We start from the raw sequence: 26,333 nt of genomic DNA, 5'->3' as shown, positions 1-26,333 counted from the left end.
TTTTATCCGTTCATTACTCCGAACAGCACGGCTGCCGTGCGCACGTCCCCCGTTCGCCTTTCCCTGATCGCCGCCGCCCGGCCTCGCGCCTAGCGTGACGATGTCGCGACGAAGGGAAGAGCCATGGGCCGGGACCAGTGGGACGCCGCACCGAGCAGACGGACGCCGTGGGGCGCGATCGCCTTGGTGATGCTCACCGGGCTCGCCCTGATGCGCAACGGCGTCGATGCCTCCGCCGGACCGCCGCAGCCTGCCGCCGCGGCCTCCGTCGCGGGGCCCCGCGACACGGCGGCCGCCGCACCGGTCGTCGACGAGCCCGTCCAGCCGCTCCCCTACGCCCCCGCCTCCCGGGTGCAGATCCCGTCGATCGAGGTGGACGCGCCGCTGGTGGACGTGAACCTCGACCCGGCCGGCTGGATCGAGGCACCGCCCGCCCAGGACCCGAACCTCGCGGGCTGGTACCAGAACGGCATCGCCCCCGGCCAGCGGGGGACGGCCGTGGTGGTCGGTCACGTCGACAACCTCGCGGGCCCCGCGGTCTTCTACGGCCTGGGCTCCCTCAAGAAGGGCAAGCAGATCGAGGTCGCCCGGTACGACGACCGGGTCGCCGTGTTCGAGGTGTACGGGGTGGAGGTCTTCCCCAAGGACGACTTCCCCGGCCCCCGCGTCTACGGCGACACCGGCTACGCCGAGCTGAGGGTCATCACCTGCGGCGGCGGCTACTCGAAGGCCGACGGCTACGACGGGAACGTGGTCGTCTTCGCCCGGCTCGTGGAGACCCGGTAGCCGCCGCGCGGCCTCAACTGCGGCGCGGCACCGTCGGCCGGTAGCCCTCCTCGATCAGCGCGGGCAGGTATCTCCGCAGGGCGGCGACGGACTGGGACCGGTCGCCGCCCGCGTCGTGCGAGAGCACGATCACCCCCGGCCCCGCGCCCTTCCCCACCCGGCGGACGATGGTGTCGGTGCCCGGGGTCGTCCAGTCCAGGCTGTCGACCGTCCAGGCCAGGGGTTCCATGCCCATCGCGGCCCCGATCTCGAAGGAGTTCCGGTTCCAGGCGCCGTACGGGGCCCGGTACCAGAGCGGCGGCGCTCCGAGCGTCTTCTCGATGACCTCGCTGGTGCTCCCCAGCTCGTCGCGGATCCGGCTCCTGGGCAACGGCGGGATCAGCGGGTGGGACCAGGAGTGGTTGCCCACCACGTGCCCGTCGTCCGCCATCTCTCGCAGCAGGTCCCGGTTGCCGTCGGCCATCTCGCCGCAGACGAAGAACATCGCCCGCACCTCGTACCTGCGCAAGGTGGCCAGGATGTCCGGGGTGTGGAGGGGGTCGGGGCCGTCGTCGAAGGTCAGCACCATGGCGTCCCGCCCCAGCTCGGGCATCTCCTCGAACGGGCGGGTGCGCACCGGTGGAGGCGCGGGGTGGAAGCGGTGCGGGGCCTGCCCCGTCATGGGCCGCAGCCGGTGGGCCGCGGGGCCCGCTCCGGCGTGTGCCGGGGCACCGGCTGCCGGAGGGGCGGGCTCGCCGCCCGGCCGGACAGGCGTGCCGGCCGGGTCGGCGGCGATCAGGCGGACGGCGGTGGCGGCTCCCAGGCCGAGAGCGAGGCGCAGAGCGGTGCGCCGGCTCGTATAAATCTGATGATCTTTCATACTTAACTGCTCGCACGGAGTTCTCCGCGTGCCCGCCGACCACACCGCGCGGACGCCGAGGTGCACCCGATGGATGGAGCGCACCCGCCCTGTCCAGGGACGAAGCGTCGGGCGGTGGGGTGGGACCGGGCGACGGGGCCCGAACGGGGAGGGACTAACCTCGGGGCCGTGACAGAGCAGCAGCACCACCGTTTCGAGCGCGGCACGGACGGCCCCAAGGTGATCGTCGCGGGTATCGACGGGTCCGATTCCTCGATGCGGGCCGCGGCGTACGCGGCGGGGCTCGCCCGCCGCCAGAACGCCATGCTCACCCTGGTCTACGTACAGCCGGTGATGCCGGCCGGTGCGGCCATCGGGGTCTCCATCGCGGAGACGACCGGTGAGGTCGCCGAGGGTCTGGTGAACGAGATCAGGGACGCGACCGAGCGGCTCAAGGACATATGGGACGTCCGCTGGGAGTTCCACACCTTCCACGGTGATCCGTACAACGGCCTGGTGACGGCGGCCGACGAGCTGAAGGCGGACGCCGTCGTGGTAGGTGCCTCCGAGTCCGCGGGCCATCGGTTCATCGGCTCCGTGGCGGTCCGACTGGTCAAGGCCGGGCGCTGGCCGGTCACCGTCGTCCCGTGACGGTGACCCCGCCCGTCACTTCCCTCGTACCAGGCCGGTCTCGGCACCACCGCGGCTGAGGACGACGCCGCTGATCCGGTCGCGGATCTCGCGGAGCCGGCCGGCGGCCTCGGCGGCCGGACCGCCGAGGCCGGTCACCCGCCCGGCGGCGGGGTCGAACCACTGGGGCAGGAACTCGGCCTTGCGCACCGTCCAGCGCTCGCCGGTCCGGGCGGGCGGCGCGAAGGTGAAGCGGGCCATGGAACTCTCGTTGCCGCGCGGCTGCCGGACACCCTCGTCGTCGACCATGGCGCCGGCGATCTGGTCGCCCATCCCGTAGACGACCCAGGTGCCGTTGACCTTCTCGTACGCCTGCGGGACGTGGGCGTGGGTGCCGATGATCAGGTCGATGTCCGGGCGCCCCCCGGTGGCCGAGGCGGTGAGGGCGTGGGCCAGTTCGACCTGGTTCTCGTCGGGGGCCTCCTGCCACTCCGTGCCCCAGTGCAGGGAGGCGACCACCACGTCGGCACCGGCCCGGCGGGCCGCCCGGGCGTCGGCGACGATCGTGTCCTGGTCGAGCACGCCGACGGCCCAGGGCTGTCCGGCGGGTGGCTCGTCGACGTTGGTGCCGTAGGTGTACGCGAGGTGGGCGACCTTCGCGGCGCCCTTCGCCCTTCCGGCCTTCAGGAGGGTGGGGCGGTTCGCCTCGGCGGCGGTGCGGGCCGACCCGGCGTGGGCGACGCCCGCCTTGTCCAGGGCGTCCAGGGTGCGGCGGATGCCGTCGGCGCCGTCGTCCAGGGTGTGGTTGGAGGCGGTGGAGCAGGAGTCGTAGCCGGTGGCCCGCAGGGCCTCGGCCACCTCGGGCGGTGACTTGAAGGAGGGGTAGCCCGTGTAGGGCCCGCCCTGCTGCCCGTACACCGTCTCCATGTGGCAGATCGCCAGGTCCGCGCCCGAGACCGCCGGGGCGGCGCCCTTGAGCATGGGCCGGAAGTCGTAGCCCCGGCCCTTGGCGTCGGTGGCGGCGCGGTCGATGACGGAGGAGTGGGGCAGGACGTCCCCCGACGCCAGCAGGGTGAAGGCGCGTGCGTCCTTCGCCCCTTCGCCGCCCGCCCCGTTCGCGCCCGGGCTCGCGCCCAGCTGGCGCCCGGCGAATCCGGGCGGGGTGGTCTGCGGTCCGGTGCAGGCGGTCGCGGCGGCCATCAGGGCGGCGACGGCGGTCACCGCACCGTGTCGGAGGCGCTTCGTCATCTGCAGGACTCCCGGTTCGGACGATGTCGGCCATCCGAATAGATATATGTTCATACCGGCGAGTTAAGGACAAAGGTAGCAAAGCACCTGAACTACCTGAATCGGCCGTATCGCCGCCTGTCGACCGTTCACCGCACCACTCGTCGCTCCGTGCGACCGCTCGGCGCACGCCTCGGCGCACCGCCTGTTCCCCCGCGCCCCGATGCGTTCGTATACGCCAGGCGGGAGCGACGCGGCAGAGGCCGCTTCGGGAAAGGACGTTCACGATGACCACGGCGACGACCGATGAGCGGACGCTCGCGGAGTTGCAGCGGGAGCACGGACCGGCGCTCCTCCATTTCCTGCTGGGGCTCACCTTCGGCGACCGGCAGCGGGCGGAGGACCTGTCGCAGGAGACGCTGGTGCGGGCGTGGCAGCACCCGGAGGCGTTCGACGCGCCGTACGAGTCGATGCGTCCCTGGCTCTTCACCGTCGCCCGGCGTCTGGCCATCGACGCCCGCAGGTCTCGTCAGGCCCGGCCCACCGAGGTCAGCGACGTGGTGCTGGAGAGCGCACCGGCCCAGGAGAACACCGCCGAGTCGGCGGTCCGGGCGCTCGACGTGCGCGAGGCGGTCAGGACGCTCAGCCCCGAACACCGGGCGGTGCTGGTGCAGATCTACTTCCGCGGGCTGAGCGTGGGCGAGACGGCCGAAGCCCTCGGCATTCCGGCGGGCACGGTCAAGTCCCGTTCGTACTACGCGCTGCGGCTGCTGTCGCGCAACCTGCCCGGCTACTCCAGCAGGTCGCTCTCGTCCAGCAGCGCCAGCAGACAGACGGCGTCGGCCACCTCCACATAGGCCGCGGCGCAGGCGTCGCAGCGCTGGAGGTGCCGGGCGACCGAGCCGCTCTCGGCCTCGGACAGGGCGTCGAGCACGTACGCGCCCAGCTGCTGCCGCACATGCGGGTCGGCACCGCGTTCGGCTGCCATCGCACCTCCTGTCTCCCGACGGATCCTGCCCTTTGGCCCACGCGAGTCACGCGCCCCCGGTTCAATGCTGCGTGAAGCCCGGTGTGCCGAGTCCAAGAAAGAGGCGAGACGGGATGCGTCCCGAAGATCATGACGAGACCGGCGGGGGCGGGCTGCTGGTCCCGATGGCCTGGTTGTACGCGCAGTACGTCGCGGACGGGCTGCTGGAGACCGGCGACCTGATGGAGCCGACGACGCTGGAGTACCGGGCGGGACGCGATGCCCTCGCCCTGACGCTCTTCCTCTCCGAGGGGCCCGTGGCCGACGCGCTGCCGGCCGCCCGGGTGGACGAGCTGCGGCTGCTCACGGCCTACGGGGCCGCGTGGCGGCGATGGGTCTGCGCACGGCTGGAGGCGCGGCGGCGGACGGCGGCCGCCTCGGGGGGCACCGACCCCGATCTGGCGCTGGCGGCCGGGGCGTGGCGGTGGCTGGAGGAGACCGAGCTGCTGGCAGCCGATCCGGAGGCGATCGGCCCTCCGCCCCGGGAGCGGTCCGGGTACGAGGACGACGGCGAGACCCGGGTGTGGACGCCCGCCTGGCAGCTGGGGCTGCCGCTGGGCCATCTGGCGATCCACCTGTACTGACCGGCGTGTGCCCGCGCTTCACGAACCGTGGACGCCGGCACGGTACTTGGGGAGCCGCAGGGTGATCCGCATCCCCGCGCCGACGCCCGTCTCGATGACCAGCCCGTAGGCGTCGCCGTAGACCTGTCTCAGCCGTTCGTCCACGTTCAGCAGCCCGATGCCCGTCGAGGTGCCACCCTCCCCGCGCAGGATCTTCCGCAGCCGCTCGGGTTCCATGCCGATGCCGTCGTCCTCGATGACGACCTCGGCCTCCGCGCCCGCGTCCAGGGCGCTGATCGTGATGCGGCTGGTACGCACGGCCCCTTCGAGTCCGTGTTTGACGGCGTTCTCGACGAGCGGCTGGAGGCAGAGGAACGGCAGGGCGACGGGCAGCACCTCCGGGGCCACCTGGAGGGTGACGGAGAGGCGTGCACCGAAGCGTGCCCGGACCAGCGCCAAGTACTGGTCGATGGAGTGCAGTTCGTCGGCCAGCGTGGTGAACTCACCGTGCCTGCGGAACGAGTAGCGGGTGAAGTCGGCGAACTCCAGCAGCAGTTCACGTGCCCGCTCCGGGTCGGTACGGACGAACGAGGCGATGGCGGCGAGGGAGTTGAAGATGAAGTGCGGCGAGATCTGGGCCCGCAGCGCCTTGATCTCGGCCTCGATCAGCTGCGTCCGGGAGCGGTCGAGCTCGGCCAGTTCCAGCTGGACGCAGACCCAGCGGGCCACCTCCCCCGCCGCCCTGGCCAGCACCGCCGACTCGCGCGGTGCCCAGGCGACGAGCGTGCCCAGCACCCGGTGGTCGACCGTGAGGGGCACGGCGACGGCCCAGCGCAGCGGGCAGTCCAGGTCGCCGCAGTCCGTGCGGAAGGCGGTGTCCCGGCCGCTGTCGAGAAGGCCTCGGACGTGGTCCATCACCTCCCTTCCGTGGTGGTCGCCCTCGCCGTCCCAGACCAGCACCCGGTCCCGGTCGGTGAGGCACAGCGCGTCGGTGCCCAGCAGCGAGCGCAGCCGGCGGGCCGATCGCCGGGCGCTCTCCTCGGTGAGGCCGGCCCGTAGCGGAGGCGCGGCGAGGGACGCGGTGTGCAGGGTCTCGAAGGTGGCGTGCTCGACGGGTGTGCCCACGTCGCTGGTGCGCTGGGGACGGGCGGCGCGGCCCAGCAGGAAGCCGGTGCCCAGGAGCAGTGCGGCGAGCACGGTGACGACGGCGACCCCCGCTCCGGTCATCGCGCCCGCCCCGACGTCAGCGCCTCCGGCAGGTGGAAGCGGGACATCGCTGCGTTGGTGCCCGGCGGGACGCGGCCCGGGGTGGCGAGCGACACCAGGATCATCGCCAGGAAGCCGACCGGCACGGACCAGACCGCGGGCCAGGCGAGCAGGGCGTGCGGCCAGCCCGGCGGGCGCACGGCCCCGCTGACGGTGATGGCGACGGACAGCAGCGCGGAGCCGCCCCCGAGCAGCAGCCCCGCGATGGCCCCGGGCGGGGTGAGCCGCCGCCACCAGATGCCGAGGACCAGCAGCGGACAGAAGGACGAGGCGGAGACGGCGAACGCCATGCCGACCGCGTCGGCCACCGGCACCCGGCCGACCAGGAGCGATCCGCCGAGCGGCACGGCGATGGCGAGGACGGTGGCCAGACGGAAGTGCCGTACGCCGCGCGAGGGCAGGACATCCTGGGTGAGGACCCCGGCGACGGCCATGGTGAGCCCGGAGGCGGTCGAGAGGAACGCGGCGAACGCCCCGCCCGCGATCAGCGCGCCCAGCAGGTCGCCGCCCAGACCGCCGATCATCCGGGCGGGCAGCAGCAGGACGGCGGCGTCGGCGTCGCCGTCGTGGATCAGCTCGGGTGCGTACAGCCGGCCGAGGGCGCCGTAGACGGGCGGCAGCAGGTAGAACAGGCCGATCAGGGCGAGGACGGCGACCGTGGTGCGGCGGGCGTCGCGGCCGTTGGGGCTGGTGTAGAAGCGGACGACGACGTGCGGGAGGCCCATGGTGCCGAGGAAGGTGGCCACGATCAGTCCGTACGTCGCGTACAGCGGGTGGTCGGCGCGGAAGGCGGAGACCTGGTCGTCGAAGCTGACGCGGGGCGCGCCGTCGCTCTGCCAGGCCAGCACCAGGAAGATCGCCGGGACCAGGAGCGCGGTGAGTTTCAGCCAGTACTGGAAGACCTGGACGAAGGTGATGGAACGCATGCCGCCGGCCGCGACGGCGAGCACCACCACCGAGGCGACGAGCACGTCCCCGGCCCAGCCCGGAGCACCGGTGAGAATCGTCAGCGTCAGCCCCGCGCCCTGGAGTTGGGGTACGAGATAGACCCATCCCGCGCCGACGACGAACACGCTGACGAGCCGGCGCACCTGCCGTGACTCCAGGCGTCCTTCGGCGAAGTCGGGCAGGGTGTACGCGCCCGAGCGGCGCAGCGGGGCGGCGACGAACACCAGCAGCACGAGGTATCCGGCGGTGTAGCCGACCGGGTACCAGAGCATGTCGGGGCCGTGCACGAGGACCAGGCCCGCGATGCCGAGGAAGGAGGCGGCGGACAGGTACTCGCCGCTGATGGCCGCCGCGTTGAGGCGGGGCCGCACGGTGCGGGAGGCGACGTAGAAATCCGAGGTGGTACGGGATATCCGCAGCCCGAAGCCGCCGACGAGGACGGTGGCGAGGACGACGAGGGCGACCGCGGCCATCGACGCCGGGTGGTCGGGTGTGCTCACGGGGCGGGGCGGCCTTCCACGAGCCGGGCGAAGTCGCGTTCGTTGCGCTCGGCCCTGCGTACGTACCACCAGGCGGCCAGGGCCAGCGGCGGGTAGGTGGCGAAGCCGAGCACCGCCCAGACGACGGCGTTGCTGTGCAGGGCTTCGAAGACGAGCGGCAGGGTTCCGGCGACGAGTGCGAGCACGGCGAAGGCCGTGAGACCGGCCCGGAGCTGACTGCGCATCAGCGAGCGGACGTAGGCACCGCCGAGCGCGGTCTGCTCGTCTATCTCGGCCTGGGGGCGGTAGCGGGGCAGCGGGCGTACCCGTCGGGGCTCGCCCGTGACCACTTCGCGCCGGGGCGTGCTCTCGTGGGACATGGGCCCGGAGTGTAGGCGTCCGGGGCCCGGCTGGGAAGGGGCGTGGGCGGGAGGGTGCCCAGGTCAGCGGCCGGTCTGCCGCATCAGGAGGTCGCGCAGGGCGCGGGTGTGGCGGCGGCTGACGGCGAGTTCGGCCTCCCCGATGCGCACGCTCATGCTCCCGGCGTCGAGCCGCAGTTCGTCGATCCGGCCCAGTGCGACGAGGTGGCGGCGGTGGATGCGGACGAAGCCCCGGGAGCGCCAGCGCTCCTCCAGGGTGGTCAGCGGGATGCGGACGAGGTGGCTGCCGGTGGGGGTGTGCAGCCGGGCGTAGTCGCCCTGCGCCTCGGCGTACGCGATGTCCTCGACGGGGACGAAGCGGATCACCCCGCCGAGTTCGACCGCGATCTGGTCGGCCGCCGCGTCGTGCACGGGCGCGGAGCGTTCGCCGACCTGTTCGGCGACGCGTCGTACGGCTTCGGCCAGGCGTTCACGGCGGACCGGTTTCAGGACGTAGTCGACGGCCTTGAGGTCGAAGGCGTGCACGGCGAAGCCCTCGTGGGCGGTGACGAACACGATCAGCGGGGGCGCGGCGAACCCCGCCAGCAGTTGTGCCACGTCGAGCCCGGTCAGGCCCGCCATGTGGATGTCCAGGAAGACGACGTCGATGGCCGAGGGGTCGTCCGGCCCGGCGTCGACGGCGCCGCCGATGCGGCGCAGCGCCTCGGTGGCTCCGGTGGCCCCTTCGGCGCTGCGGATCCGGGGATCGGCGCGCAGCAGGTAGAGGAGTTCCTCCAGGGCGGGTTCTTCGTCGTCGACGGCGAGTACGCGCAGCATGGCGGGAGTGTAGATGCTCCACTCGGGGCGGAGGCCGTCACGCTACTTCAGCAGGCGGGACATGCGCCGGTCGGCCAGCGGTTTGCCGCCGGTCTGGCAGGTGGGGCAGTACTGGAGGGCGGAGTCGCTGAAGGACACCTCCAGGATGGTGTCGCCGCACACCGGGCAGGCCTGGCCGGCGCGGCCGTGGACCCGCATGCCGCTCTTCTTCTCCGCCTTGAGGCGTCCGGCGGCGACGCCCCGGGAGCGTTCGACTGCGTCCTTCAGAGTGGCGCGCATCGCCGTGTAGAGGTGGGTGAGGTCGTTGTCGCTCAGGCTCGTCGTGAGCTTGAACGGGGACATCCGGGCGACGTGCAGGATCTCGTCGCTGTAGGCGTTGCCGATTCCGGCGATCAGGGACTGGTCGCGCAGGGCCCCCTTGATCTGCCGCCGCTGGCCGCCGAGCAGCAGGGCGAAGGCGTCCCGGTCGAAGGAGTCGGCCAGCGGGTCCGGCCCCAGACGCGCGACCCCGGGCACGTCGGCCGGGTCGCGCACCAGGTGGACCGAGAGACGCTTGGTGGTCCCCATCTCGGTCAGGTCGAAGCCCTCGCCGTCGGTCAGGACCGTGCGGAGGGCGAGCGGCCCCTTGCCCGGCCGGGTCGGGGCCGCGGGAACGCCGTCCTGCCAGCGCAGCCAGCCGGCCCGCGCCAGGTGGATGAGCAGGTGGAGCCCCCCTGCCGTGATGTCCAGGAACTTGCCGTGCCGGTCCACGGCTGTGACGGTGGTGTCCTGCAGGGCGGTGAGCGGCGGGTCGTACGTCTTCAGGACGCTGATCGCGACCGGCAGGACGCGGGCGATCTCCTTGCCGACCAGATGGTCGCCGAGGAAGTCCCGCAGGGCTTCGACTTCCGGCAGTTCGGGCATGACACCAGCCTGCCTCAGCCGTCCGGCGGATGCCCACCCGTCAGACGCCCGGGTCCGGCAGACCGTAGACGCGTCGCGCGGTGGAGGCGAACACGTCCCGCTGGGCCTTCTGCCCCAGGTGCGCGGTGAGCGCGTGGGCCGCGTCGACGACCTCGGCGTACGAGGCGGCGAGCCGGCAGACCGGCCAGTCGGAGCCGAACATCACCCGGCCGGGTCCGAACGCCTCGACGACGGTGTCGGTGTACGGGCGCAGATCCTCCACCGTCCAGGACCGCGGGTCGGCCTCGGTGACCAGGCCGGAGAGCTTGCAGACGGTGTGGGGCAGCGCCGCCAGCTCCCGCAGCCCGTCGGCCCACGGCACGGTCCGCCGCCCGGCGATCGGCGGTTTGCCGGCGTGGTCGAGCACGAAGGTGAGCCCGGGGAGCAGAGCGGCGGCCCGGACGGCGGCGGGAAGCTGGTGCGGCCGGACGACCAGGTCGTAGACGAGTCCGGCGTCGGCGACGGCGGTGAGTCCGCGCCGGACGTCGGGGCGCAGCAGCCACTCGGGATCGGGCTCGTCCTGGACCTGGTGGCGGATGCCGACGAGCCGGTCGCCGCCGGGCAGGGCGGCGAGCCGGGCCAGGGTGTCGGCCACGTCGGGCGCGGTGAGGTCGGTCCAGCCGACGACGCCCGCGACGAGGGTGTGGCCCTCGGCGAGCGCGAGGAGTTCGGGCGTCTCCTCCGCGACGGTGACGGTCTGGACGACGACGGTGGCGCCGATCCCCGCCGCGCGGGCCTCGGGTTCCAGGTCGGCCAGGGCGAAGGTGCGGCGGAGGGGGGCGAGATCCTCGCCGGTGATCCACGCCTGGTCCCGCACGGAGAGGTCCCAGACGTGGTGGTGCGCGTCGACGGCCGGCGGCCGCTGCTCTCCGCCGGTGCTCATGCCGCCTCCCCGTCCGGTGTGCCCAGCAGCCCTTCGGCGCGCAGCTCATCCCAGAGGGCGTCGGGGACCGGCGTACGGAACAGGGCGGCCGCGTCCCGTACCTCCTCGGGCGAGCGGGCGCCGAGGAGGACGCCGGCGACCGCCGGGTGGCCCAGCGGGTGGTGGAGGGCCGCCGCCCGCAGGGGGACGCCGTGCCGGTGGGCCACCGCCTCCATGCGCAGGGCACGGTCGAGGAGGTGTGCGGGGGCCGCCGCGTAGTCGTACGTGGCACCGGGGCGCGGGTCGGCCAGGAGCCCGGAGTTGAAGACCCCGCCGACGACGACGGCACGGCCGCGGGCGGCGGCCTCCGGCAGGAGCTCGGCGAGGGCGCTGCTGTCGAGGAGGGTGAAGCGGCCGGCGCACAGGACGGCGTCGACGTCCGTGTCGCGCAGGAAGCGGGTGAGCATCGCGGTCTGGTTCATCCCGGCGCCGATCGCGCGGACCACGCCCTCGGCGCGCAGCTTCTCCAGGGCCGGGTAGGCCTCCCGGAAGGCGGCTTCCTCGTGGTCGTCGGGGTCGTGCAGATAGACGGTGTCGACGCGGTCGAGGCCGAGCCGCCCGAGGCTGTCCTCGATGCTGCGGCGGACGCCGTCGGCGCTGAAGTCCCAGCGGCGGCGGTGGGTGGGCGCCACGGCGAACCCCTCGGACAGCGCATCGGCGCCGGCCGCTCCCGGCGGCAGCGGTTCGAGCAGCCGGCCGGCCTTCGTCGACACGGTGTACGCGTCGCGGGGACGGCCGCGCAGGGCTTCGCCGAGTCTGCGCTCGGACAGGCCGAGGCCGTAGTGGGGGGCGGTGTCGAAGGAGCGGACGCCTTCGTCCCAGGCGGCGTCGACGGTGGCGGCCGCCTGCGCCGGGGTCACCTCGGTGAAGAGGTTGGCGATGGCCGCGGCCCCGAAGGAGAGTTCCGTGATCTCGACCGCACTGCGTCCGAGTCTGCTCCGCCGCATTTCCTGCCGCCCCCTGGTGGTCGCTCGGGTGCCGTATCGCCCCGCAAGCGAATATTCATCGGATCACTGAGCGGCGTCAACCGCCTCGGCGGCGCCTGTATCGCGATTTCCGCCACACCTGTCCGATCTATCAGGGCACACGGGTGCGGAGGCGACCGGCACGAGCGCCTGGAGGGCCTCAAGTTCGTCGTGCACCGCCGGTGCCGACCGGTCGAGATCGGGCAGCGCCTCGCCGTCGGTCACCAGCCCGACCTGGACCCGGTCGCCGTACGTGGACAGGGCGACGGCGAGCGACTGCCCCCGGGCGAGGGGCGCCATCGGGTAGACGGCCCGCAGCGGGCAGCCGCCCAGGGAGAGCGCCGAACGCGGCAGGGGCACGCTCGTGACCAGGATGCCGAAGAGCATCCGCGCCGCGTTCCCGGCGAGGGGCGCGCCGAACCGATGGGCCGGGGCGGGGAGCTGGTCGGCCAGGACGGCGACGGCCCCCGCACCCCCGATCCGGTCCAGCGCCGGGCCGGCCGCTTCGTACGGGCCGGGCAGCCGGGAGCGCGGGGGCCCGGTGGCGGGCCGCACCGGTGTCGTCGGCGGCAGACTGCGGGAACACCGTCAGCCCTTGGCGGTCGGTTACGTTCGAGCACGGACACGTCATGTGCTGTCACGGCCGTGCGCGGTCCGCGACGGGGCTCAGCGGTGTTCGACGACGGCGAATTCGCACCACACGCACTTGCCGCCCCCGCGGGCCTCCACCCCCCAGACGTCCGCCAGCAGGTCGACCAGCATCAGCCCGCGCCCCGAGACGCCCGACTCCCCCGCGTCCCTGCGCCGGGGCAGCGCGCTGGACCGGTCCTCCACATCGACCCGGAGGCGCCGCTCGGGTCCGGCCAGTATCCGGATGGTGACGATGGCCCCGCCGTCGGTGTGCATCAGCGCGTTGGTGACCAGTTCGTCGGCCGCCAGTTCCACCTCGTCCGCCCGGTCCCTGGCCCCCCACGCCCGTACCGCCGCCCTGATCATGTGGCGGCAGGAGGTCAGCGCCTCCGGGTCGTTCTGGGCGACGTGCTGCTGGAGCCTCCCGCCGGGGTGCCGGGCGTGCGCGGAGTCGCGGCGCAGGAGCAGCACGGCCACGTCGTCCTGTCCGCCGCGCTCGTCGACGACCTCGCAGAGCCGGTCGGCGAGCCGCTGGAGGTCCTGCGGTCCGTCGCGCACCATCGATTCCAGCAACCGCATACCCTGATCGAAGTCGGCGCCCGGCAGTTCCACCAGCCCGTCGGTGTACAGGACCATGGTCTGGCCGGGGTCAAGGTCGATGGTGCTGACGGGATAGTCCAGCTGCCCGAACTCCGCCGAGAGCCCCAGTGGCAGACCGCCGTCGGACGCCAGCTTGCGACAGCTCCCGTCGACGTCCCGGACGAGCGGGTCGACATGGCCGGCCCGCACCAGCTGCACCACTCCGGTGACGGGGTCGACCTCGGCGTAGGAGCAGGTGGCGAAACGGTCGGTGTCCAGTTCGTGGAGGAAGACGGAGGCCCGCGCCATCACGGTGGCGGGCCGGTGCCCCTCGGCTGCGTAGGCGCGCAGCACGATGCGCAGCTGGCCCATGACGGCCGCGGCGTGTGTGTCGTGGCCCTGCACGTCACCGATGACGGCGCCGACCCGGCCGCCGGGCAGCGGGATGATGTCGTACCAGTCGCCGCCGATGTCCTGGCCCAGCCGTGCGGAGCGGTAGCGGACGGCGACCTGGGCGCCGGCCACCTCGGGGATCCGGCGGGGCAGCATCGCCTGCTGGAGGCCCTCGGCGAGATCGTGCTCCTGCTCGTAGAGCATGGCCCGCTGGAGACTCTGGGCGATGGAGGTGCCGAGGGCGACCAGCAGGTTCCGCTCGTCCCCCGGGAAGCCCTCCCGGTCGCCGTAGAGGAGACCCAGCGCACCGATCGGGCGCGCCTGGGCGATGAGCGGCAGATAGGCGGCCGCGGTGATACCGAGGTGGCTGATGTGCGGCCACAGGATCGGGTAGGAGGCCGCGAAGTCCTCGGCGCTCTCGATGAAACGGGGCTTGAGCGTGCGGATCACCTCGCCCATGGGATAGGGCTCGTCCACCCGCGTGTAGCGGGTACCCGTCACGTAGGCGCCCTCGGGCCCGTCGGCGACGAGGTGGATGCGCGAGCCCTCCAGCAGGCCCATGACCAGGCTGGTGGCGCCGAGGTGCGCGAGCCCCTGGGAGTTCTTCAGTACGTCCGTGACGTCCTTGACGGTCCGGGCGTGGGCCAGGGCCGCCGTCGTGCTCTGCACCAGGCTGGTGCGGCGGCGCCGTTCCTCGTCGACCGTCCGGCGGGCGGCGGAGGCGGCCAGTTCCTGGGTGGCGTCGCGGACGATACCGATGATCCGCCGCGGCCTGCCCTCCGCGTCCCGGCGGATGAAGCCCTGGGTGTGGGTCCATCGGAGCGTCCCGTCACGCCGTCTCCTGCGGAAGTAGGCGCCGTAGTTCTCGCGGCCGCTCTTGAGCGCCTGGGAGACCATGGCGTCGAGCCGGGTCCCCTCCTCGGCCGGGACGCGCGAGGAGAGTGAGCCGGGGCGGTTGTCGTACTCCTCGGCGCTCAGGTCGAACATCTCGAGCGCGGGCTCGTCCATGTGCATGAGTCCGCTGTCCAGATCCCAGTCGAAGCTGCCCATTCGGTTCAGGGCGAGACTGAGATCCGGGTGGGCGGGCCAGTCGTCCGGGAGTGACAGGGCACCCGCAACCCGATCATCCATGTGCGCCACTCTGCCATTATTTGTCCGATTTCTCGACTGAAACTTGCGTCTTGAACGCGTTCAAGAAAGGCCCTAAGGTCTGATCGACAGAACTTGAACGTGTTCAATTCCTCTCGGAACCGGGGGCGTCATGTCCGTACTGGTCGGTCTCGTCGTCACGCTGGGGATGCTGGTGATCGTGCCGGCGGGTCTGGGGCTGGTCGCCGACCCGGCGCTCGAACGGATTCGCCGGCTGTGGCCCCTGTTCGCGGTGCCCGGGGCCCTGTCGCTCTGGCTGCCGCGCGGTGCCGCCGCGACGGCACCGGCCGCCTGCTACGCGCTGGGGACACTGCTGCTGGCCGCTCACGCGCCGCGGCGCCTCGCGCGGACCCGGAGCGCACGCCCGGCGGAGATCGCCCTGCTCACGGCGCTGGTGACCCCGTCGGTGGCCGCACTGGCACTGGTCGCCGAGCGCTGGGGGCACGAGCTGTTCGGCTTCGGGCTCGGCATCCTGGCGCTCACCGTGCCGCACTTCCACTTCGCCGGATTCGCCGCGGCACTCGTCGCGGGCCTGGTCTGCCGGGCCGACGACGGGAGGGCGGGGCGGTTCGCCGCGCTGAGCGTCCCCCTGGGCACCCTGCTCGTCCTGGCCGGATACTTCGTCGGCGACCTGGCCGAGCTGGGCGGAGCACTCGTACTGACCGCCGGGATGTGGGCGGTCGCCCTGCTGACCCGGCGCACCGCTCGCCGCCCGGGCCCGGACCGCACGACCCGGGCCCTGCTCACCGCCTCGGCCGTCGTCCTCGTGGCCACCATGCTGCTCGCCCTGAGCTGGGCGCTCGGCGAGGCCACCGGGCTGCCCCACCCCAGCCTGACCTGGATGGCCGCCACCCACGGAGTGGGCAACGCGCTGGGCTTCGCCCTCTGCACACTGCTCGCCCTGCGCCGTCTCAACGACCGCACACACCCGGAAGGCAGGACCGCATGACCACCCTGACGTACCCCGAGGTCGGAGCCACCCGTCTGGGACCGCTGCCGGAGGGCTACCACCATCTGCACCATCGGGCTGCCGTCGGCCACGGCCGGGCTGACTTCGAGACTGCGGCCGCCGCCGTCACCGAGTGGCGGATGCACCGGGGCGCCGGCGCCGGGGTGCGCGCCACCGCCGCTCGGGCCGACACCGGTGTCGGCGTCGTCGTGTCGCTCGGCGTCGGCCCCCTCCGCCTCAGGGCACACTGCGAGGTCGTCTGGGCGGAGTACGGCGAGACCCGCACCGGCTTCGCCTACGGGACCACCGAGCGGCACCCGGAACAGGGCGAGGAGTCCTTCGTGGTCGAACTGGCCGACGACGCCACCGTGTGGTTCACCGTCACGGCGTTCTCCCGCCCCGCGTGCTGGTACGCCCGGCTCGGCGGCCCCGTGGTGCCCGTCCTCCAGCACTGGTACGCCCGCCGGCTGGGCGACACGCTGCGGCGGAGCTGGTCCGCCGGTTGATCCGGGCCAATACTGGGCCCGGTGCAGTGGTTCACCGCAGACGGGTACTGGCTCAGCCGGCTGGTCTTCCAGCGGGCCCTCGCCGCCGTCTACCTGGTCGCCTTCGTCTCCGCCGCGCTCCAGTTCCGGGCGCTGATCGGCGAACGGGGCATGCTCCCCGTGCCCGAGCTGCTGCGCCGCACCCCTTGGCGGGCCGCTCCCGGCCTCTTCCGCCTCCACTACTCCGACCGCTTCTTCGCGGCGGTCGCCTGGACAGGGGCCGCACTCTCGCTCGCCCTCCTCGCCGGCGTCGACGGGTACGTACCGCTGTGGGCCGCGATGGCGCTGTGGGCGGTGCCCTGGGCGCTCTACCTCTCCATCGTCCAGGTGGGCCAGGTCTGGTACGGCTTCGGCTGGGAATCACTCCTGCTGGAGACCGGTTTCCTGGCCGTCTTCCTCGGCAACGGGGACACGGCCGCGCCGGTGCTCGTGCTGTGGCTGCTGCGCTGGCTGCTCTTCCGGCTGGAGTTCGGTGCCGGGATGATCAAGATGCGGGGCGACGAGTGCTGGCGCCGGCTGACCTGCCTGGAGTTCCACCACGAGACCCAGCCGATGCCGGGGCCGCTGAGCTGGTTCTTCCACCACCTGCCGAAACCGGTGCACCGGGCGGAGGTGGCGGCCAACCACGTCACCCAGCTCGTGGTGCCCTTCCTGCTGTTCACCCCCCAGCCCGTGGCGAGCGTCGCCGCCGGACTGATGGTCCTCACCCAGCTGTGGCTGGTGCTGTCGGGCAACTTCGCCTGGCTCAACTGGTTGACGATCGTCATCGCGCTCTCCGCGATCGACTGGACCCCCCTGGCCGGGCCCGCACCCGCGCAGGCCGCTCCGCCCCTCTGGTACGAGGTGGTGGTCATCACGGCCACCGTGCTCGTGGTGGCCCTCAGCTACCGCCCGGCGCGCAACCTCGTCTCCCGCGGGCAGGTGATGAACCGGTCCTTCGACCCGCTGCACCTGGTCAACACCTACGGGGCGTTCGGGAGCATCAGCCGGATGCGCCTGGAGGTGGTCGTCGAGGGCACGGACGAACCGGTGGTCCACGAGGGCACCCGGTGGCGCGAGTACGGCTTCCGGGGCAAGCCGGGCGACCCGCGCAGGCTGCCGCGGCAGTTCGCGCCGTACCACCTGCGGCTCGACTGGATGATGTGGTTCGCGGCGCTCTCCCCCGCGTACGCGCGCTCCTGGTTCGAGCCGTTCGTCGAGCGGCTGCTGCGAGGCGACCGGGACACCCTGCGGCTGCTGCGCCGCAACCCGTTCCCGGACGGCCCTCCGGCCCACATCCGCGCCAGGGTCTTCCACTACGAGTTCACCGACCGGGACGAGCTGCGGACGACCGGCCGCTGGTGGCGGCGCACCTACGTACGGGACTTCATGCGGCCCGTGGCCCGGCCGGCGCCGCTCCGGCCGCCGGAGCGGCACTGACACGACGAGAACCGGGCCCCGAGGAAGGGGACCCGGTGTCCGCGCCGTACACGTGGGTGGGGGCGAGCGTCAGTCGATGCCGGGCAGGATGTGGGGCTCGGCCAGGTCCTCTTCGTAGCCGGCCAGTCTGATGGGTGCGGACCTGGCCCAGACCTCGATGTTGCGTAGCTTCTCCGGCCGGGCGGCCCGCTGTCCGGTGTGATCGGCCGGGCGCTGCTCGCTCTTGGTCATTTCAGGTGTCACCGCGGACTCCTTTGTGTCGCGTAACCCCGGGGCGGTGGCGACGCTGCGGCTGTGAGAACCGTGTCGACCGCCCTCTGCGGGGCAGGGGCAGAAACAGTTCGGTCGCGGTGGCGCCGTTGCGGGGCGGGGACGGCGGTCTGCTTGAAGACCTGTCCCAGGACGGCCTAGGAAGTTTCGTGGATCCCTTGGTGGCGTCCGTTCGCTCCAGCGTAACCAAATGAGCGGCGTCCCGCTCGACAGAACGTGTGGCCTGGATCACTTTCAGCCAACGGGCGTGTCGGGCGGGACGGCGCACGGCGGCGCGCCCGGGATTCCGGGCGCGCCGCCGTGCGAGTGTCCGCGTCCGTCACCAGCCGGCCGGCGCGTAGTCCTTCAGGAAGCAGCCGTACAGTTCCTCGCCCGCCTCACCGCGCACGATCGGGTCGTAGACCCGGGCCGCGCCGTCGATCAGGTCGAGGGGGGCGTGGAAGCCCTCCTCGGCGAGGCGCATCTTGTCGGGGTGGGGCCGCTCGTCCGTGATCCAGCCGGTGTCGACGGCCGTCATCAGGATGTGGTCCTTCTCGAACATCTCCTGGGCGCTGGTGCGGGTGAGCATGTTGAGCGCGGCCTTGGCCATGTTGGTGTGCGGGTGCCCCGCACCCTTGTAGCCGCGGCCGAAAACACCCTCCATCGCGGAGACGTTCACCACGTAGGCCCGCTCGGCCGCCGTCGCCGCCATCGCCGGGCGGAGCCGGCTGATGAGGATGAAGGGGGCCGTGGAGTTGCAGAGCTGGACCTCGAGGAGCTCGATCGGCTCGACCTCGTCGACGGTCTGGATCCAGCTGTTGGTGTCGTGCAGGTCGGGCACAAGACCGCCCGCGTCGATCGCGGTTCCGGCGGCGATGCGGGCCGGCGAGGCGGATCCGGTGACCAGCGCGAGGCCGGTGACGTCGTGCGCCGTCAGTCCCTGACCCTCCGCGCGGGCGGCCGGGATGGCGGCGACCCGGTCGACGGTGCCGCTGTTGAAGGTGCCGATCACCTGGGCGGCGGGCAGCTCGCCGGCCGGCAGCGGGGCGGACTCGGCGTTCACCAGCTCGCGGTAGGCCTGCGGGGAACGGCGCACCGTCTGCGCGGCGTTGTTGATCAGGATGTCCAGCGGTCCTTCGGCGGCGACCGAGTCGGCGAGCGCGACGACCTGGGCGGGGTCGCGCAGGTCGATGCCGACGATCTTGAGCCGGTGGATCCACTCGTCGCTGTCCGGCATCGCCTTGAAGCGGCGGATCGCGTCGTTGGGGAAGCGGGTGGTGACGGTGGTGTGCGCGCCGTCGCGGAGCAGCCGCAGGGCGATGTACATGCCGATCTTGGCCCGGCCGCCGGTGAGCAGGGCCCGGCGGCCGGTGAGGTCCGTACGGGCGTCGCGGCGGGACCGGTTCTCCTGGGCGCACGGCGGGCAGAGCTGGTGGTAGAAGGCGTCCACCTCGACGTACCGGGTCTTGCAGATGTAGCAGGACCTCGGGCGCTGGAGGATGCCCGCGATCTCGGCGGTCGTGGAGGAGGAGGGGAGCACGCCCTGCGTCTCGTCGTCGATGCGCTCGGCGGAGCCGGTCGCGGTGGCCTCGGTGACGGCCTTGTCGTGCGCGGTCTTGGCGGCACGGCGCTCCTGGCGGCGGCGCTGCTTGACCGTGCGGTAGATGCCCGCGGTGGCCCGGCGCACGGCGATGGCGTCGGGGTGGTCGACCTCGATGGTGTCGAGCTCGTCGAGCACGCTCAGGCAGACGGCCAGCCGCTCGGGGTCGATGCCGGGACCGAACTCGTCGGTACCGGGAGCGAGCTCCGGGCTGTCCTTGGTCACCGTCATGGCCGTTCCTCTGTCACTCGTCACTCGTGCCGCTTGTCGGGCTTCGGTGGGCAGGAGTCCGGCCGGGAGCCGGCGAGGGCAGGCGCGCACGGGCCGGATGCCCCGGTCAAGTCTGCCATGAGTCGGATGCTGCTCCGTTCGGGCCCGTCAGGCGTTCTTCCCCTGCGCGGAGAGGGGGGTGGCGATGCTTTCGAGGGACTTCTGCTCGGCGGAGACCGCGAAGAAGAGGGCGATCAGCCCGCCCGCCACCATCAGGGAGGCACCGATACAGAACGCGACGACGGTGTCGCCCACGACGCCGCTCTGGGTGAGGTCCGCGAAGACCAGCGGGCCGGTGATGCCTCCGGCGGCGGTGCCCACCGCGTAGAAGAAGGCGATGGCCATGGCCCTCGTCTCCATCGGGAAGATCTCGCTGACGGTCAGATACGCGGAGCTGGCACCGGCGGAGGCGAAGAAGAGGACCACGCACCAGCAGGCGGTCATGGTGACGGCGGTCAGCGTCCCGGCGCCGAACAGCGCGGCGGTACCGAAGAGCAGCACGCCGGAGAGGATGTAGGTGCCGGCGATCATCGGCTTGCGGCCCGCTGTGTCGAAGAGCTTGCCGAGGAAGAGGGGGCCCAGGAAGTTGCAGAAGGCGATGACGGCGAAGTAGTAGCCGGTGGCGCCGCTGGAGACGTCGAAGAACTTCACCAGGATCGAGCCGAAGCCGAAGGTGACCGCGTTGTAGAGGAAGGCCTGCCCGATGAAGAGCGCCAGTCCGAGAACGGCCCGCTTGGGGTAGGAGCGGAAGACGGTACGGGCGATCAGCCCGAAGCCGATGCTGTGACGCTGCCGCACGGTGATCTCCTGCTCGGCGGGCGGCAGGGAGCGGCCGGTGTCCTTCTCGACCTCCTGCTCCACCTGCTCGACGAGTTCCTCCGCCGCCTCGTCGTGTCCGTGGATGAACATCCACCGCGGGCTCTCCGGCACGTGGCGGCGCACCAGCAGGATCACGAGTCCGAGGACCACGCCCAGCGCGAAGGTGAGCCGCCAGCCGATGTCCTTGGGGAAGATGTCGGTGTTCAGGGCGAGCACGGAGAGCAGCGAGCCGGCCATCGCCCCGAGCCAGAAGCTGCCGTTGATGATGAGGTCGACGCGGCCCCGGTACTTGCTGGGGATCAGCTCGTCGATGGCCGAGTTGATCGCCGCGTACTCCCCGCCGATCCCGAAGCCGGTCAGGAAGCGGAAGAGGAAGAACCACCACGCCGAGAAGGAGATCGCGGTGAGCGCGGTGGCCGCCAGATAGACGGCGAGGGTGATCAGGAAGAGCTTCTTGCGGCCGAAGCGGTCGGTGAGCCATCCGAAGACCAGCGCGCCGGAACAGGCGCCCGCCACATACAGCGCGGCGGCGATCCCGGTGACCTGGGCGTCGCTGATGGGCAGTCCGCTGCCGTCCTCGGAGAGCCGGCTGGCGATGTTGCCGACGACCGTGACCTCCAGGCCGTCCAGGATCCACACCGTGCCGAGGCCGATCACGATCATCCAGTGCCACCGCGACCATGGCAGTCGGTCCAGGCGTGCCGGGATCCTGGTCGTGACGGTCCGCCCGTTCGCCGTACCGGTGCCGCTCATGGGGCCTCCTCAGCTCTCCGGAAACTCCACAGGTGCCCGGAACGAGGCGTGACTCACACATCCTTCGCCGCCCCCACCGGACAAATGAACACGAAATATGACGAAGCATTACGTCTGTTGGCCGATCGAGGTGTCCACGGCCCGATGAATTCGCCCGGAAGAAGAACACCTTGACTTTCGGTGGCATGACTTCGGTGAGTCAGGGAAGGTGCCGGTCGATACACCGGATCCAGGGAGGGTGACACCATGACGGCCATGTCAGTGCGGACCACCGAAGCGATCGGCACAGCGACCCCGCGGTGCGACGAGGCGGACGCGGATTCCCACGAGGCCGTACTTCCGTGGATCGAGGACGCCGGGAAGGTCGCCCCGCAGGACGCGCGGGCGATGTCGAAGCTCTTCTTCGACCGGCTCCAGACCCTCGAAGAGGGCACCCACGAATACCAGTACGCGCGCAACACCCTCATCGAGATGAACCTCTCACTGGTGCGCTACGCCGCCTCGCGGTTCCGCAACCGGGGCGGGGACGACACCGAGGACATCATCCAGGTGGGCACGATCGGCCTGATCAAGGCGATCGACCGGTTCGACCTGTCCCGTGAGGTGGAGTTCGCCACCTTCGCGGTGCCCTACATCGTCGGTGAGATCAAGCGCTTCTTCCGCGACACCACCTGGTCCGTCCATGTGCCGCGCCGCCTCCAGGAGCTTCGGGTGGAGCTCGCGAAGGCGAAGGAGACCCTGTCGGCACAGCTCGACCGCGACCCGACGGTCGCCGAGCTCGCCACGCACCTGGATCTCCCCGAGGAGGAGATCATCGAGGGCCTGGTCGCCGCCAACGGCTACTCGGCGGGATCGCTGGACACCCCGAGCGCCGACAGCGAGTCCGGCAACGAGCAGCGCGCGTACGCGGACCTGCTCGGCGAGGACGACCCGGGCATGGAGAGCGTCGAGAACCTCCACGCGCTGGCCCCGCTGCTCCGGCAGCTGGACGACCGCGAGCGGACCATCGTCCGCATGCGGTTCGGCCAGGAGATGACGCAGGCCCAGATCGGCGCCGAGCTGGGCGTCTCCCAGATGCACGTCTCGCGGCTGCTCAGCAGGATCGTGCAGCGGCTGCGTACGGGAATGTGCGTCGAGGCCTGAGCGAAAAAGCTCACATTCCGGAAACCTGATGCCCGGCGGACCGCCGGGCATCCTTCACATATGCTTCCAGGCGTTGCGGCGCGGGGTGTCCCCGTGCCGTCCGTCCGTCAAAGGGGATCGAGCGTGATCGAGCTGCCGTTGGGCGCGTCCGCGCGTCTGATGGGGCCCACCGGGATTCCGGCGCAGTACGCGGGCTCCGCCGGCGTGGCCGAATCGTCCGTGTGGGACCTCGGCGCGGCCATTCTCCTGGTCGAGGACGACTCGGGCGACGCTCTCCTCGTCGAGGAGATGCTGGCCGACAGCGAGCTGGACTCCACCCTCACGTGGTGCAAGACGCTGGCGGAGGCGCAGCGGTTCCTGCGTTCCTGCCGCACTCCTGTCTGTGTGCTGCTGGACCTGCACCTGCCCGACTCGCACGGCATCGACGCGGTCAGGCAGCTCGTCGACTCCTTCCCCGACGCGGCCGTGGTGGTCCTCACCGGGCTGGCCGAGACCGAGACCGGGCTGTCGGCCGTGGCACACGGCGCTCAGGACTACCTGCTCAAGGGGCGGATCGACCCCCAGGCACTGAGCCGCGCCATCCGCTACGCCTTGCAGCGCAAGAACGCCGAGCGCGTGGCCTCCGCGATCAGGACGAGCCAGCTCATCGCCCAGGAGAACGCCCGCCTGGAACGTGCGCTGCTGCCCATCCCGCTGCTGCACGGCCACGGCTTCGGTGTCGCGGCCCGCTACGAGGCGGGCCGGGCCCACGGACTGCTGAGCGGCGACTTCTACGACGTGGTCGAGACCGCCGACGGCGCGGTGCACGCCGTGATCGGCGACGTGTCCGGGCACGGGGCCGCGGAGGCGGCGCTGGGCGTCTGTCTGCGGGTGGCCTGGCGCACGGCGGTGCTGACCGGTGTCACGCAGCTCGAGAAGATCGGCCTGCTGGAGGAGATACTCGTCGCCGAGCGGTCCGATCCGCATGTCTTCGCGACAGTGACCACCCTCGTCTTCCCTCCGGAGCGGGACCGCGTCCGCGTCGCCCGGGCCGGGCACCCCGGCATGCTGCTGCGCCGCGGCACGGACGTCAGCTGGGTCGAACCGGACACCGGCATGGCGCTGGGGCTGCTGCCCGGGGCCGGGCGCTGGACCATCACGGAGCTGGACCTCCACCAGGACAGTGAACTGGTCCTCTTCACCGACGGACTGTTCGAGGGCCGCACGGGGCCGCACTCCCGACTGGGCGAGGAGGGGCTGCTGGAGATCGCCCGTGGACACGGGACCCTCGCGCCCCAGGCTTTCATCGACGCACTGGTCGCCGAGGCCACCGAGAGTGCGGCCCCCTACGGCGGCCTCGCCGACGACGTCGCCGTACTGCATCTGGGCTGGGAGAAGAACGTATGAGTTCCGTGAACGACGCTCCGCGGCAAGAGGGAGAGCCGGGATGGCCGACACGACTGTCGGTGCAGAACTGGGTCCACCTGATCCTGGCCGGCTTCGTGCTCGTCATCTGCGGGTGCGTGGCGGTCGCCGGGCTCACGCTGTCCCGGATGTCGGACCGCACCGAGGAACTGGTGGACCGCGTCCAGCCGGCCCGTTCGGCCTCCTACCAGTTGCAGATGTCGCTGCTGGACCAGGAGACGGGCGTGCGCGGTTTCGCGCTGACCGGTGACGAGTCCTTCCTGAGCCCCTACGAACAGGGCATGAAGGACGAGCAGGCCAGGCTGGACCGGGTGCGCGCGCTCGTCGGCGACGACCAGGGGCTCGCCGGTGATCTCGACCGGATCGAACAGTCCGCCGCGCGTTGGCGCACCGAGCAGGCCGGACCGCTCATCGAGGCGGCGCGGGCCGAGGGGCCGGCCGGTGCGTCCTCCGCGCCGATCCTGCGCAGCAAGGAGGCGTTCGACGAACTGCGGCAACTGAACGGCGTCCTGCAGAAGGACCTCGACATCGCGCGCGACCACGCGCGTGCCGAGCTCGACGCCGCGCGCACCACCCGCGACCGGGTGCTGGGCGCGCTCATGGTCGGTGCCCTGCTGGTGGTCATCGCCCTGAGCCTGCTGCTGCACCGTGTGGTCGGACGGCCGCTGAACGCGCTGGCCGCCGCTTCGAGCAGGGTGCGGGCCGGTGCGTTCGCGCGCCGGATCGACGTCACCGGTCCCGCCGACGTCATGGCCGTGGCCGCGGCGGTCGAGAACATGCGCGCGCGGCTCGTGGAGGAACTCGACGCGGCGACGGACCGGGAGAAGCTGCTGGCCGAACAGACGACGGAGCTGCGCCGGTCGAACTCGGAGCTGGAGCAGTTCGCGTACGTCGCCTCCCACGACCTCCAGGAGCCGCTGCGCAAGGTCGCGTCCTTCTGCCAGTTGCTGGAGAAGCGGTACGGCACGGAGCTGGACGCCCGGGGCAAGCAGTACATCGCCTTCGCGGTCGACGGAGCCAAGCGGATGCAGGTCCTCATCAACGACCTGCTGACCTTCTCCCGGGTGGGCCGGGTCCACGACAGCTGGAAGCCGGTGGACCTCGAACGTTCGCTGGACCGTGCGCTCACCAACCTCTCCGCCTCCCTGGAGGACTCGGGCGCCGTCGTCGTTCGCGAGGGGACCCTGCCGGAACTCCAGGGGGACGCGACCTCTCTGGGCATGGTCTGGCAGAACCTGATCGGCAACGCGATCAAGTTCCGTCGCCCGGACGTCCCCTGCCGGATCACGGTGCGCTGTGAACAAGAGGACGACCAGTGGCACATCTCGGTCGCCGACAACGGAATCGGCATCGCGCCGGAGTTCTCCGACAAGGTCTTCGTCATCTTCCAGCGTCTGCACGCCCGCGACGAGTACGAGGGCACCGGTATCGGCCTCTCGCTGTGCCGTAAGATTGTGGAGTTCCACGGTGGCCGCATCTGGCTGGACACCGCACCCGAGGAGGGCACTGTGGTTCACTTCACTCTGCCCGTCGTCACCGACGCACCGACGCGTACCACGGCGGAACTGCTCGATCCCGTCGTACTCACGTCCTAGCCGGGAGGCGCCTCATGAACGAACCCGTCAAGCCCATCGAGGTCCTGCTCGTCGAGGACGACCCGGGCGACGAGCTGATGACCCGTGAGGCGTTCGAGGACAACAAGATCCGCAACACGCTGCACGTGGTGCGCGACGGCCAGGAGGCGCTGGACTTCCTCTACCGCCAGGGCGAGCACACCGACGCTCCGCGGCCGGATTTGGTCCTCCTCGACCTCAACCTGCCGAGGTACGACGGGCGGCAGGTGCTGGAGAAGATCAAGACCGATCCGGAACTGGCGCTGATCCCGGTGGTGGTGCTCACCACGTCCTCCGCCGAGGAGGACATCCTGCGCAGCTACAAACTCCACGCCAACGCCTATGTCACCAAGCCGGTCGACCTGGAGCAGTTCATCGGCGCGGTGCGCCAGATCGACGATTTCTTCGTCAGTGTGGTCCGGCTGCCCGGCCGTGCGTAAGATCTTGCCGATCCCCTGGAGTGGGATCTCTCGACGCGGGTAGACGAACGGCGAGAAAGAGGTCGTGAGACCTCACCCTGCGGCGCCTTGGCTGGAGCACATGAACGAACAGGCCACCTCCCGGCCGGACGCCCCCTGCGCGGGGGCGCCGTCCACGGACGTTCTGCTCACGGCCGAGGTCTTCGCCGGTGAGCCGGGATGCATCGCGCAGGCTCGTGCCCTGGCCGACCGTTTCCTGACGCGGCTCGTGGCGGAGTGGCTGGCGGTCATCGGCGAGCACACCCGCAGCGATCTGATGCTGGCGGTGAGCGAGCTGGTCACCAACGCGGACCGCTACAGCCACGGCCCGTACATGCTGGAGCTGGAGGGCAACGCCGAGCGCATCTGCGTCACGGTGTACGACAGCAGCACGGCGCTCCCGGTCCTCTACTCCCCCGACCCGTCGCGCCTGGGCGGTCACGGCATGGAGATCGTGGTCGCCCTCTGCGACCGGGTCACGGCGGAGCGCGTGCCGGTGGGCAAGCGGATCCGGGCGGAGTTCCAGCTCAGCACCTGAAGAAACCTCACGGCGCCCGTCCCGGACACCTCG

At 71.7% G+C, this 26,333-nt stretch carries 26 protein-coding genes and 1 pseudogene; 12 read left to right on the top strand and 15 right to left on the bottom strand.

Annotated features, from left to right (window positions below):
* Window positions 1–123: 123 nt before the first annotated feature.
* Window positions 124–786, top strand: a complete 663-nt coding sequence (locus SACTE_RS30785; protein WP_014049928.1) for a class F sortase — start codon at window positions 124–126, stop codon at window positions 784–786.
* 13 nt (window positions 787–799) lie between these two features.
* Here the strand turns inward: SACTE_RS30785 and SACTE_RS30780 are convergent, their stop codons facing one another.
* Window positions 800–1,645 (bottom strand): polysaccharide deacetylase family protein, encoded by an 846-nt coding sequence (locus SACTE_RS30780; RefSeq protein ID WP_014049927.1) that lies wholly within the window; start codon window positions 1,643–1,645, stop codon window positions 800–802.
* 168 nt (window positions 1,646–1,813) lie between these two features.
* Here SACTE_RS30780 and SACTE_RS30775 point away from each other — a divergent pair, with 168 nt between their 5' ends.
* A complete protein-coding gene (locus SACTE_RS30775; RefSeq protein ID WP_019993230.1) occupies window positions 1,814–2,275 on the top strand; it encodes a universal stress protein in 462 nt (153 codons plus the stop codon).
* 15 nt (window positions 2,276–2,290) lie between these two features.
* On the opposite strand, the gene SACTE_RS30770 is transcribed toward SACTE_RS30775, so the two are convergent.
* Entirely contained in the window at window positions 2,291–3,502 is a 1,212-nt protein-coding gene (locus SACTE_RS30770; RefSeq protein WP_014049925.1) for a CapA family protein, read from the bottom strand.
* 266 nt (window positions 3,503–3,768) lie between these two features.
* Here SACTE_RS30770 and SACTE_RS30765 point away from each other — a divergent pair, with 266 nt between their 5' ends.
* Window positions 3,769–4,338 carry a sigma-70 family RNA polymerase sigma factor gene (locus SACTE_RS30765; protein WP_014049924.1) on the top strand — a complete coding sequence of 190 codons (570 nt, stop codon included), beginning with the start codon at window positions 3,769–3,771 and terminating at the stop codon, window positions 4,336–4,338.
* Here SACTE_RS30765 and SACTE_RS30760 read toward each other — a convergent pair.
* Entirely contained in the window at window positions 4,272–4,469 is a 198-nt protein-coding gene (locus SACTE_RS30760) for a zf-HC2 domain-containing protein (RefSeq protein WP_014049923.1), read from the bottom strand. The genes SACTE_RS30765 and SACTE_RS30760 overlap by 67 nt on opposite strands.
* A gap of 113 nt (window positions 4,470–4,582) precedes the next feature.
* Here SACTE_RS30760 and SACTE_RS30755 point away from each other — a divergent pair, with 113 nt between their 5' ends.
* A complete protein-coding gene (locus SACTE_RS30755; protein WP_014049922.1) occupies window positions 4,583–5,092 on the top strand; it encodes a hypothetical protein in 510 nt (169 codons plus the stop codon).
* An 18-nt stretch (window positions 5,093–5,110) separates the two neighbouring features.
* Here the strand turns inward: SACTE_RS30755 and SACTE_RS30750 are convergent, their stop codons facing one another.
* From SACTE_RS30750 to SACTE_RS30710, 9 genes and pseudogenes are all read right to left on the bottom strand, one after another.
* Window positions 5,111–6,298, bottom strand: a complete 1,188-nt coding sequence (locus SACTE_RS30750; protein WP_014049921.1) for a histidine kinase — start codon at window positions 6,296–6,298, stop codon at window positions 5,111–5,113.
* Window positions 6,295–7,785: a cation acetate symporter gene (locus tag SACTE_RS30745; protein ID WP_014049920.1), complete on the bottom strand. Its 1,491-nt coding sequence runs from the start codon at window positions 7,783–7,785 to the stop codon at window positions 6,295–6,297. Before SACTE_RS30745 ends, SACTE_RS30750 begins: the two co-directional genes overlap by 4 nt.
* On the bottom strand, window positions 7,782–8,144 hold the full coding sequence (locus SACTE_RS30740) for a hypothetical protein (RefSeq protein ID WP_014049919.1): 363 nt from the start codon (window positions 8,142–8,144) through the stop codon (window positions 7,782–7,784). Before SACTE_RS30740 ends, SACTE_RS30745 begins: the two co-directional genes overlap by 4 nt.
* 63 nt (window positions 8,145–8,207) lie before the next feature.
* Complete coding sequence (locus SACTE_RS30735) at window positions 8,208–8,960, bottom strand: LytTR family DNA-binding domain-containing protein (RefSeq protein WP_014049918.1); 753 nt, start codon at window positions 8,958–8,960, stop codon at window positions 8,208–8,210.
* A gap of 42 nt (window positions 8,961–9,002) precedes the next feature.
* On the bottom strand, window positions 9,003–9,863 hold the full coding sequence (locus tag SACTE_RS30730) for a DNA-formamidopyrimidine glycosylase family protein (RefSeq protein ID WP_014049917.1): 861 nt from the start codon (window positions 9,861–9,863) through the stop codon (window positions 9,003–9,005).
* 40 nt (window positions 9,864–9,903) lie between these two features.
* Window positions 9,904–10,785, bottom strand: coding sequence for an amidohydrolase family protein (locus SACTE_RS30725; protein ID WP_014049916.1), 882 nt, complete (start codon window positions 10,783–10,785; stop codon window positions 9,904–9,906).
* Window positions 10,782–11,771 (bottom strand): aldo/keto reductase, encoded by a 990-nt coding sequence (locus tag SACTE_RS30720; protein WP_014049915.1) that lies wholly within the window; start codon window positions 11,769–11,771, stop codon window positions 10,782–10,784. The genes SACTE_RS30725 and SACTE_RS30720 overlap by 4 nt, the downstream gene beginning before the upstream one ends.
* A 63-nt stretch (window positions 11,772–11,834) precedes the next feature.
* Window positions 11,835–12,263: pseudogene (locus SACTE_RS30715) on the bottom strand (WS/DGAT domain-containing protein); the annotation flags it as partial.
* A 192-nt stretch (window positions 12,264–12,455) separates the two neighbouring features.
* On the bottom strand, window positions 12,456–14,522 hold the full coding sequence (locus tag SACTE_RS30710; RefSeq protein WP_014049914.1) for a SpoIIE family protein phosphatase: 2,067 nt from the start codon (window positions 14,520–14,522) through the stop codon (window positions 12,456–12,458).
* A 130-nt stretch (window positions 14,523–14,652) separates the two neighbouring features.
* On the opposite strand from SACTE_RS30710, the gene SACTE_RS30705 reads away from it, so the two are divergent.
* The 3 genes from SACTE_RS30705 to SACTE_RS30695 are packed head-to-tail and all read left to right on the top strand — an operon-like array spanning window position 14,653 to window position 17,453.
* Window positions 14,653–15,489 carry a YndJ family protein gene (locus tag SACTE_RS30705; protein WP_014049913.1) on the top strand — a complete coding sequence of 279 codons (837 nt, stop codon included), beginning with the start codon at window positions 14,653–14,655 and terminating at the stop codon, window positions 15,487–15,489.
* Window positions 15,486–15,995 carry a DUF1990 domain-containing protein gene (locus SACTE_RS30700; RefSeq protein WP_014049912.1) on the top strand — a complete coding sequence of 170 codons (510 nt, stop codon included), beginning with the start codon at window positions 15,486–15,488 and terminating at the stop codon, window positions 15,993–15,995. Before SACTE_RS30705 ends, SACTE_RS30700 begins: the two co-directional genes overlap by 4 nt.
* 21 nt (window positions 15,996–16,016) lie before the next feature.
* Window positions 16,017–17,453 (top strand): lipase maturation factor family protein, encoded by a 1,437-nt coding sequence (locus SACTE_RS30695; RefSeq protein ID WP_014049911.1) that lies wholly within the window; start codon window positions 16,017–16,019, stop codon window positions 17,451–17,453.
* A gap of 69 nt (window positions 17,454–17,522) precedes the next feature.
* Here the strand turns inward: SACTE_RS30695 and SACTE_RS34425 are convergent, their stop codons facing one another.
* From SACTE_RS34425 to SACTE_RS30685, 3 genes are all read right to left on the bottom strand, one after another.
* Window positions 17,523–17,696: a hypothetical protein gene (locus SACTE_RS34425; RefSeq protein ID WP_014049910.1), complete on the bottom strand. Its 174-nt coding sequence runs from the start codon at window positions 17,694–17,696 to the stop codon at window positions 17,523–17,525.
* Window positions 17,697–18,042: 346 nt separating this feature from the next.
* The gene (locus SACTE_RS30690; protein WP_014049909.1) at window positions 18,043–19,533 is read right to left on the bottom strand and encodes an SDR family NAD(P)-dependent oxidoreductase; all 1,491 of its coding nucleotides are present in this window, start codon (window positions 19,531–19,533) and stop codon (window positions 18,043–18,045) included.
* Between the two features lie 147 nt (window positions 19,534–19,680).
* Window positions 19,681–21,144, bottom strand: a complete 1,464-nt coding sequence (locus tag SACTE_RS30685; RefSeq protein WP_014049908.1) for an MFS transporter — start codon at window positions 21,142–21,144, stop codon at window positions 19,681–19,683.
* Between the two features lie 246 nt (window positions 21,145–21,390).
* Between SACTE_RS30685 and SACTE_RS30680 the strand changes: the two genes are divergently transcribed.
* The 5 genes from SACTE_RS30680 to SACTE_RS30660 all read left to right on the top strand — a co-directional run bounded on the left by SACTE_RS30680 (window position 21,391) and on the right by SACTE_RS30660 (window position 26,300).
* Complete coding sequence (locus SACTE_RS30680) at window positions 21,391–22,287, top strand: RNA polymerase sigma factor SigF (RefSeq protein WP_014049907.1); 897 nt, start codon at window positions 21,391–21,393, stop codon at window positions 22,285–22,287.
* A gap of 159 nt (window positions 22,288–22,446) precedes the next feature.
* Entirely contained in the window at window positions 22,447–23,673 is a 1,227-nt protein-coding gene (locus tag SACTE_RS30675; protein WP_050986425.1) for a SpoIIE family protein phosphatase, read from the top strand.
* A complete protein-coding gene (locus SACTE_RS30670) occupies window positions 23,670–25,286 on the top strand; it encodes a sensor histidine kinase (protein ID WP_014049905.1) in 1,617 nt (538 codons plus the stop codon). Before SACTE_RS30675 ends, SACTE_RS30670 begins: the two co-directional genes overlap by 4 nt.
* A 14-nt stretch (window positions 25,287–25,300) precedes the next feature.
* Window positions 25,301–25,744 (top strand): response regulator, encoded by a 444-nt coding sequence (locus SACTE_RS30665; RefSeq protein WP_014049904.1) that lies wholly within the window; start codon window positions 25,301–25,303, stop codon window positions 25,742–25,744.
* Window positions 25,745–25,844: 100 nt separating this feature from the next.
* Entirely contained in the window at window positions 25,845–26,300 is a 456-nt protein-coding gene (locus SACTE_RS30660; protein ID WP_014049903.1) for an ATP-binding protein, read from the top strand.
* The last annotated feature ends 33 nt before the right edge of the window (window positions 26,301–26,333 follow it).

Origin of the sequence: Streptomyces sp. SirexAA-E, assembly GCF_000177195.2 — a bacterium.
GTDB lineage: Bacteria > Actinomycetota > Actinomycetes > Streptomycetales > Streptomycetaceae > Streptomyces > Streptomyces flavovirens.
The sequence above is the reverse complement of the archived record's forward strand: the minus strand, read 5'-3'. Positions and strand labels throughout refer to the sequence as shown.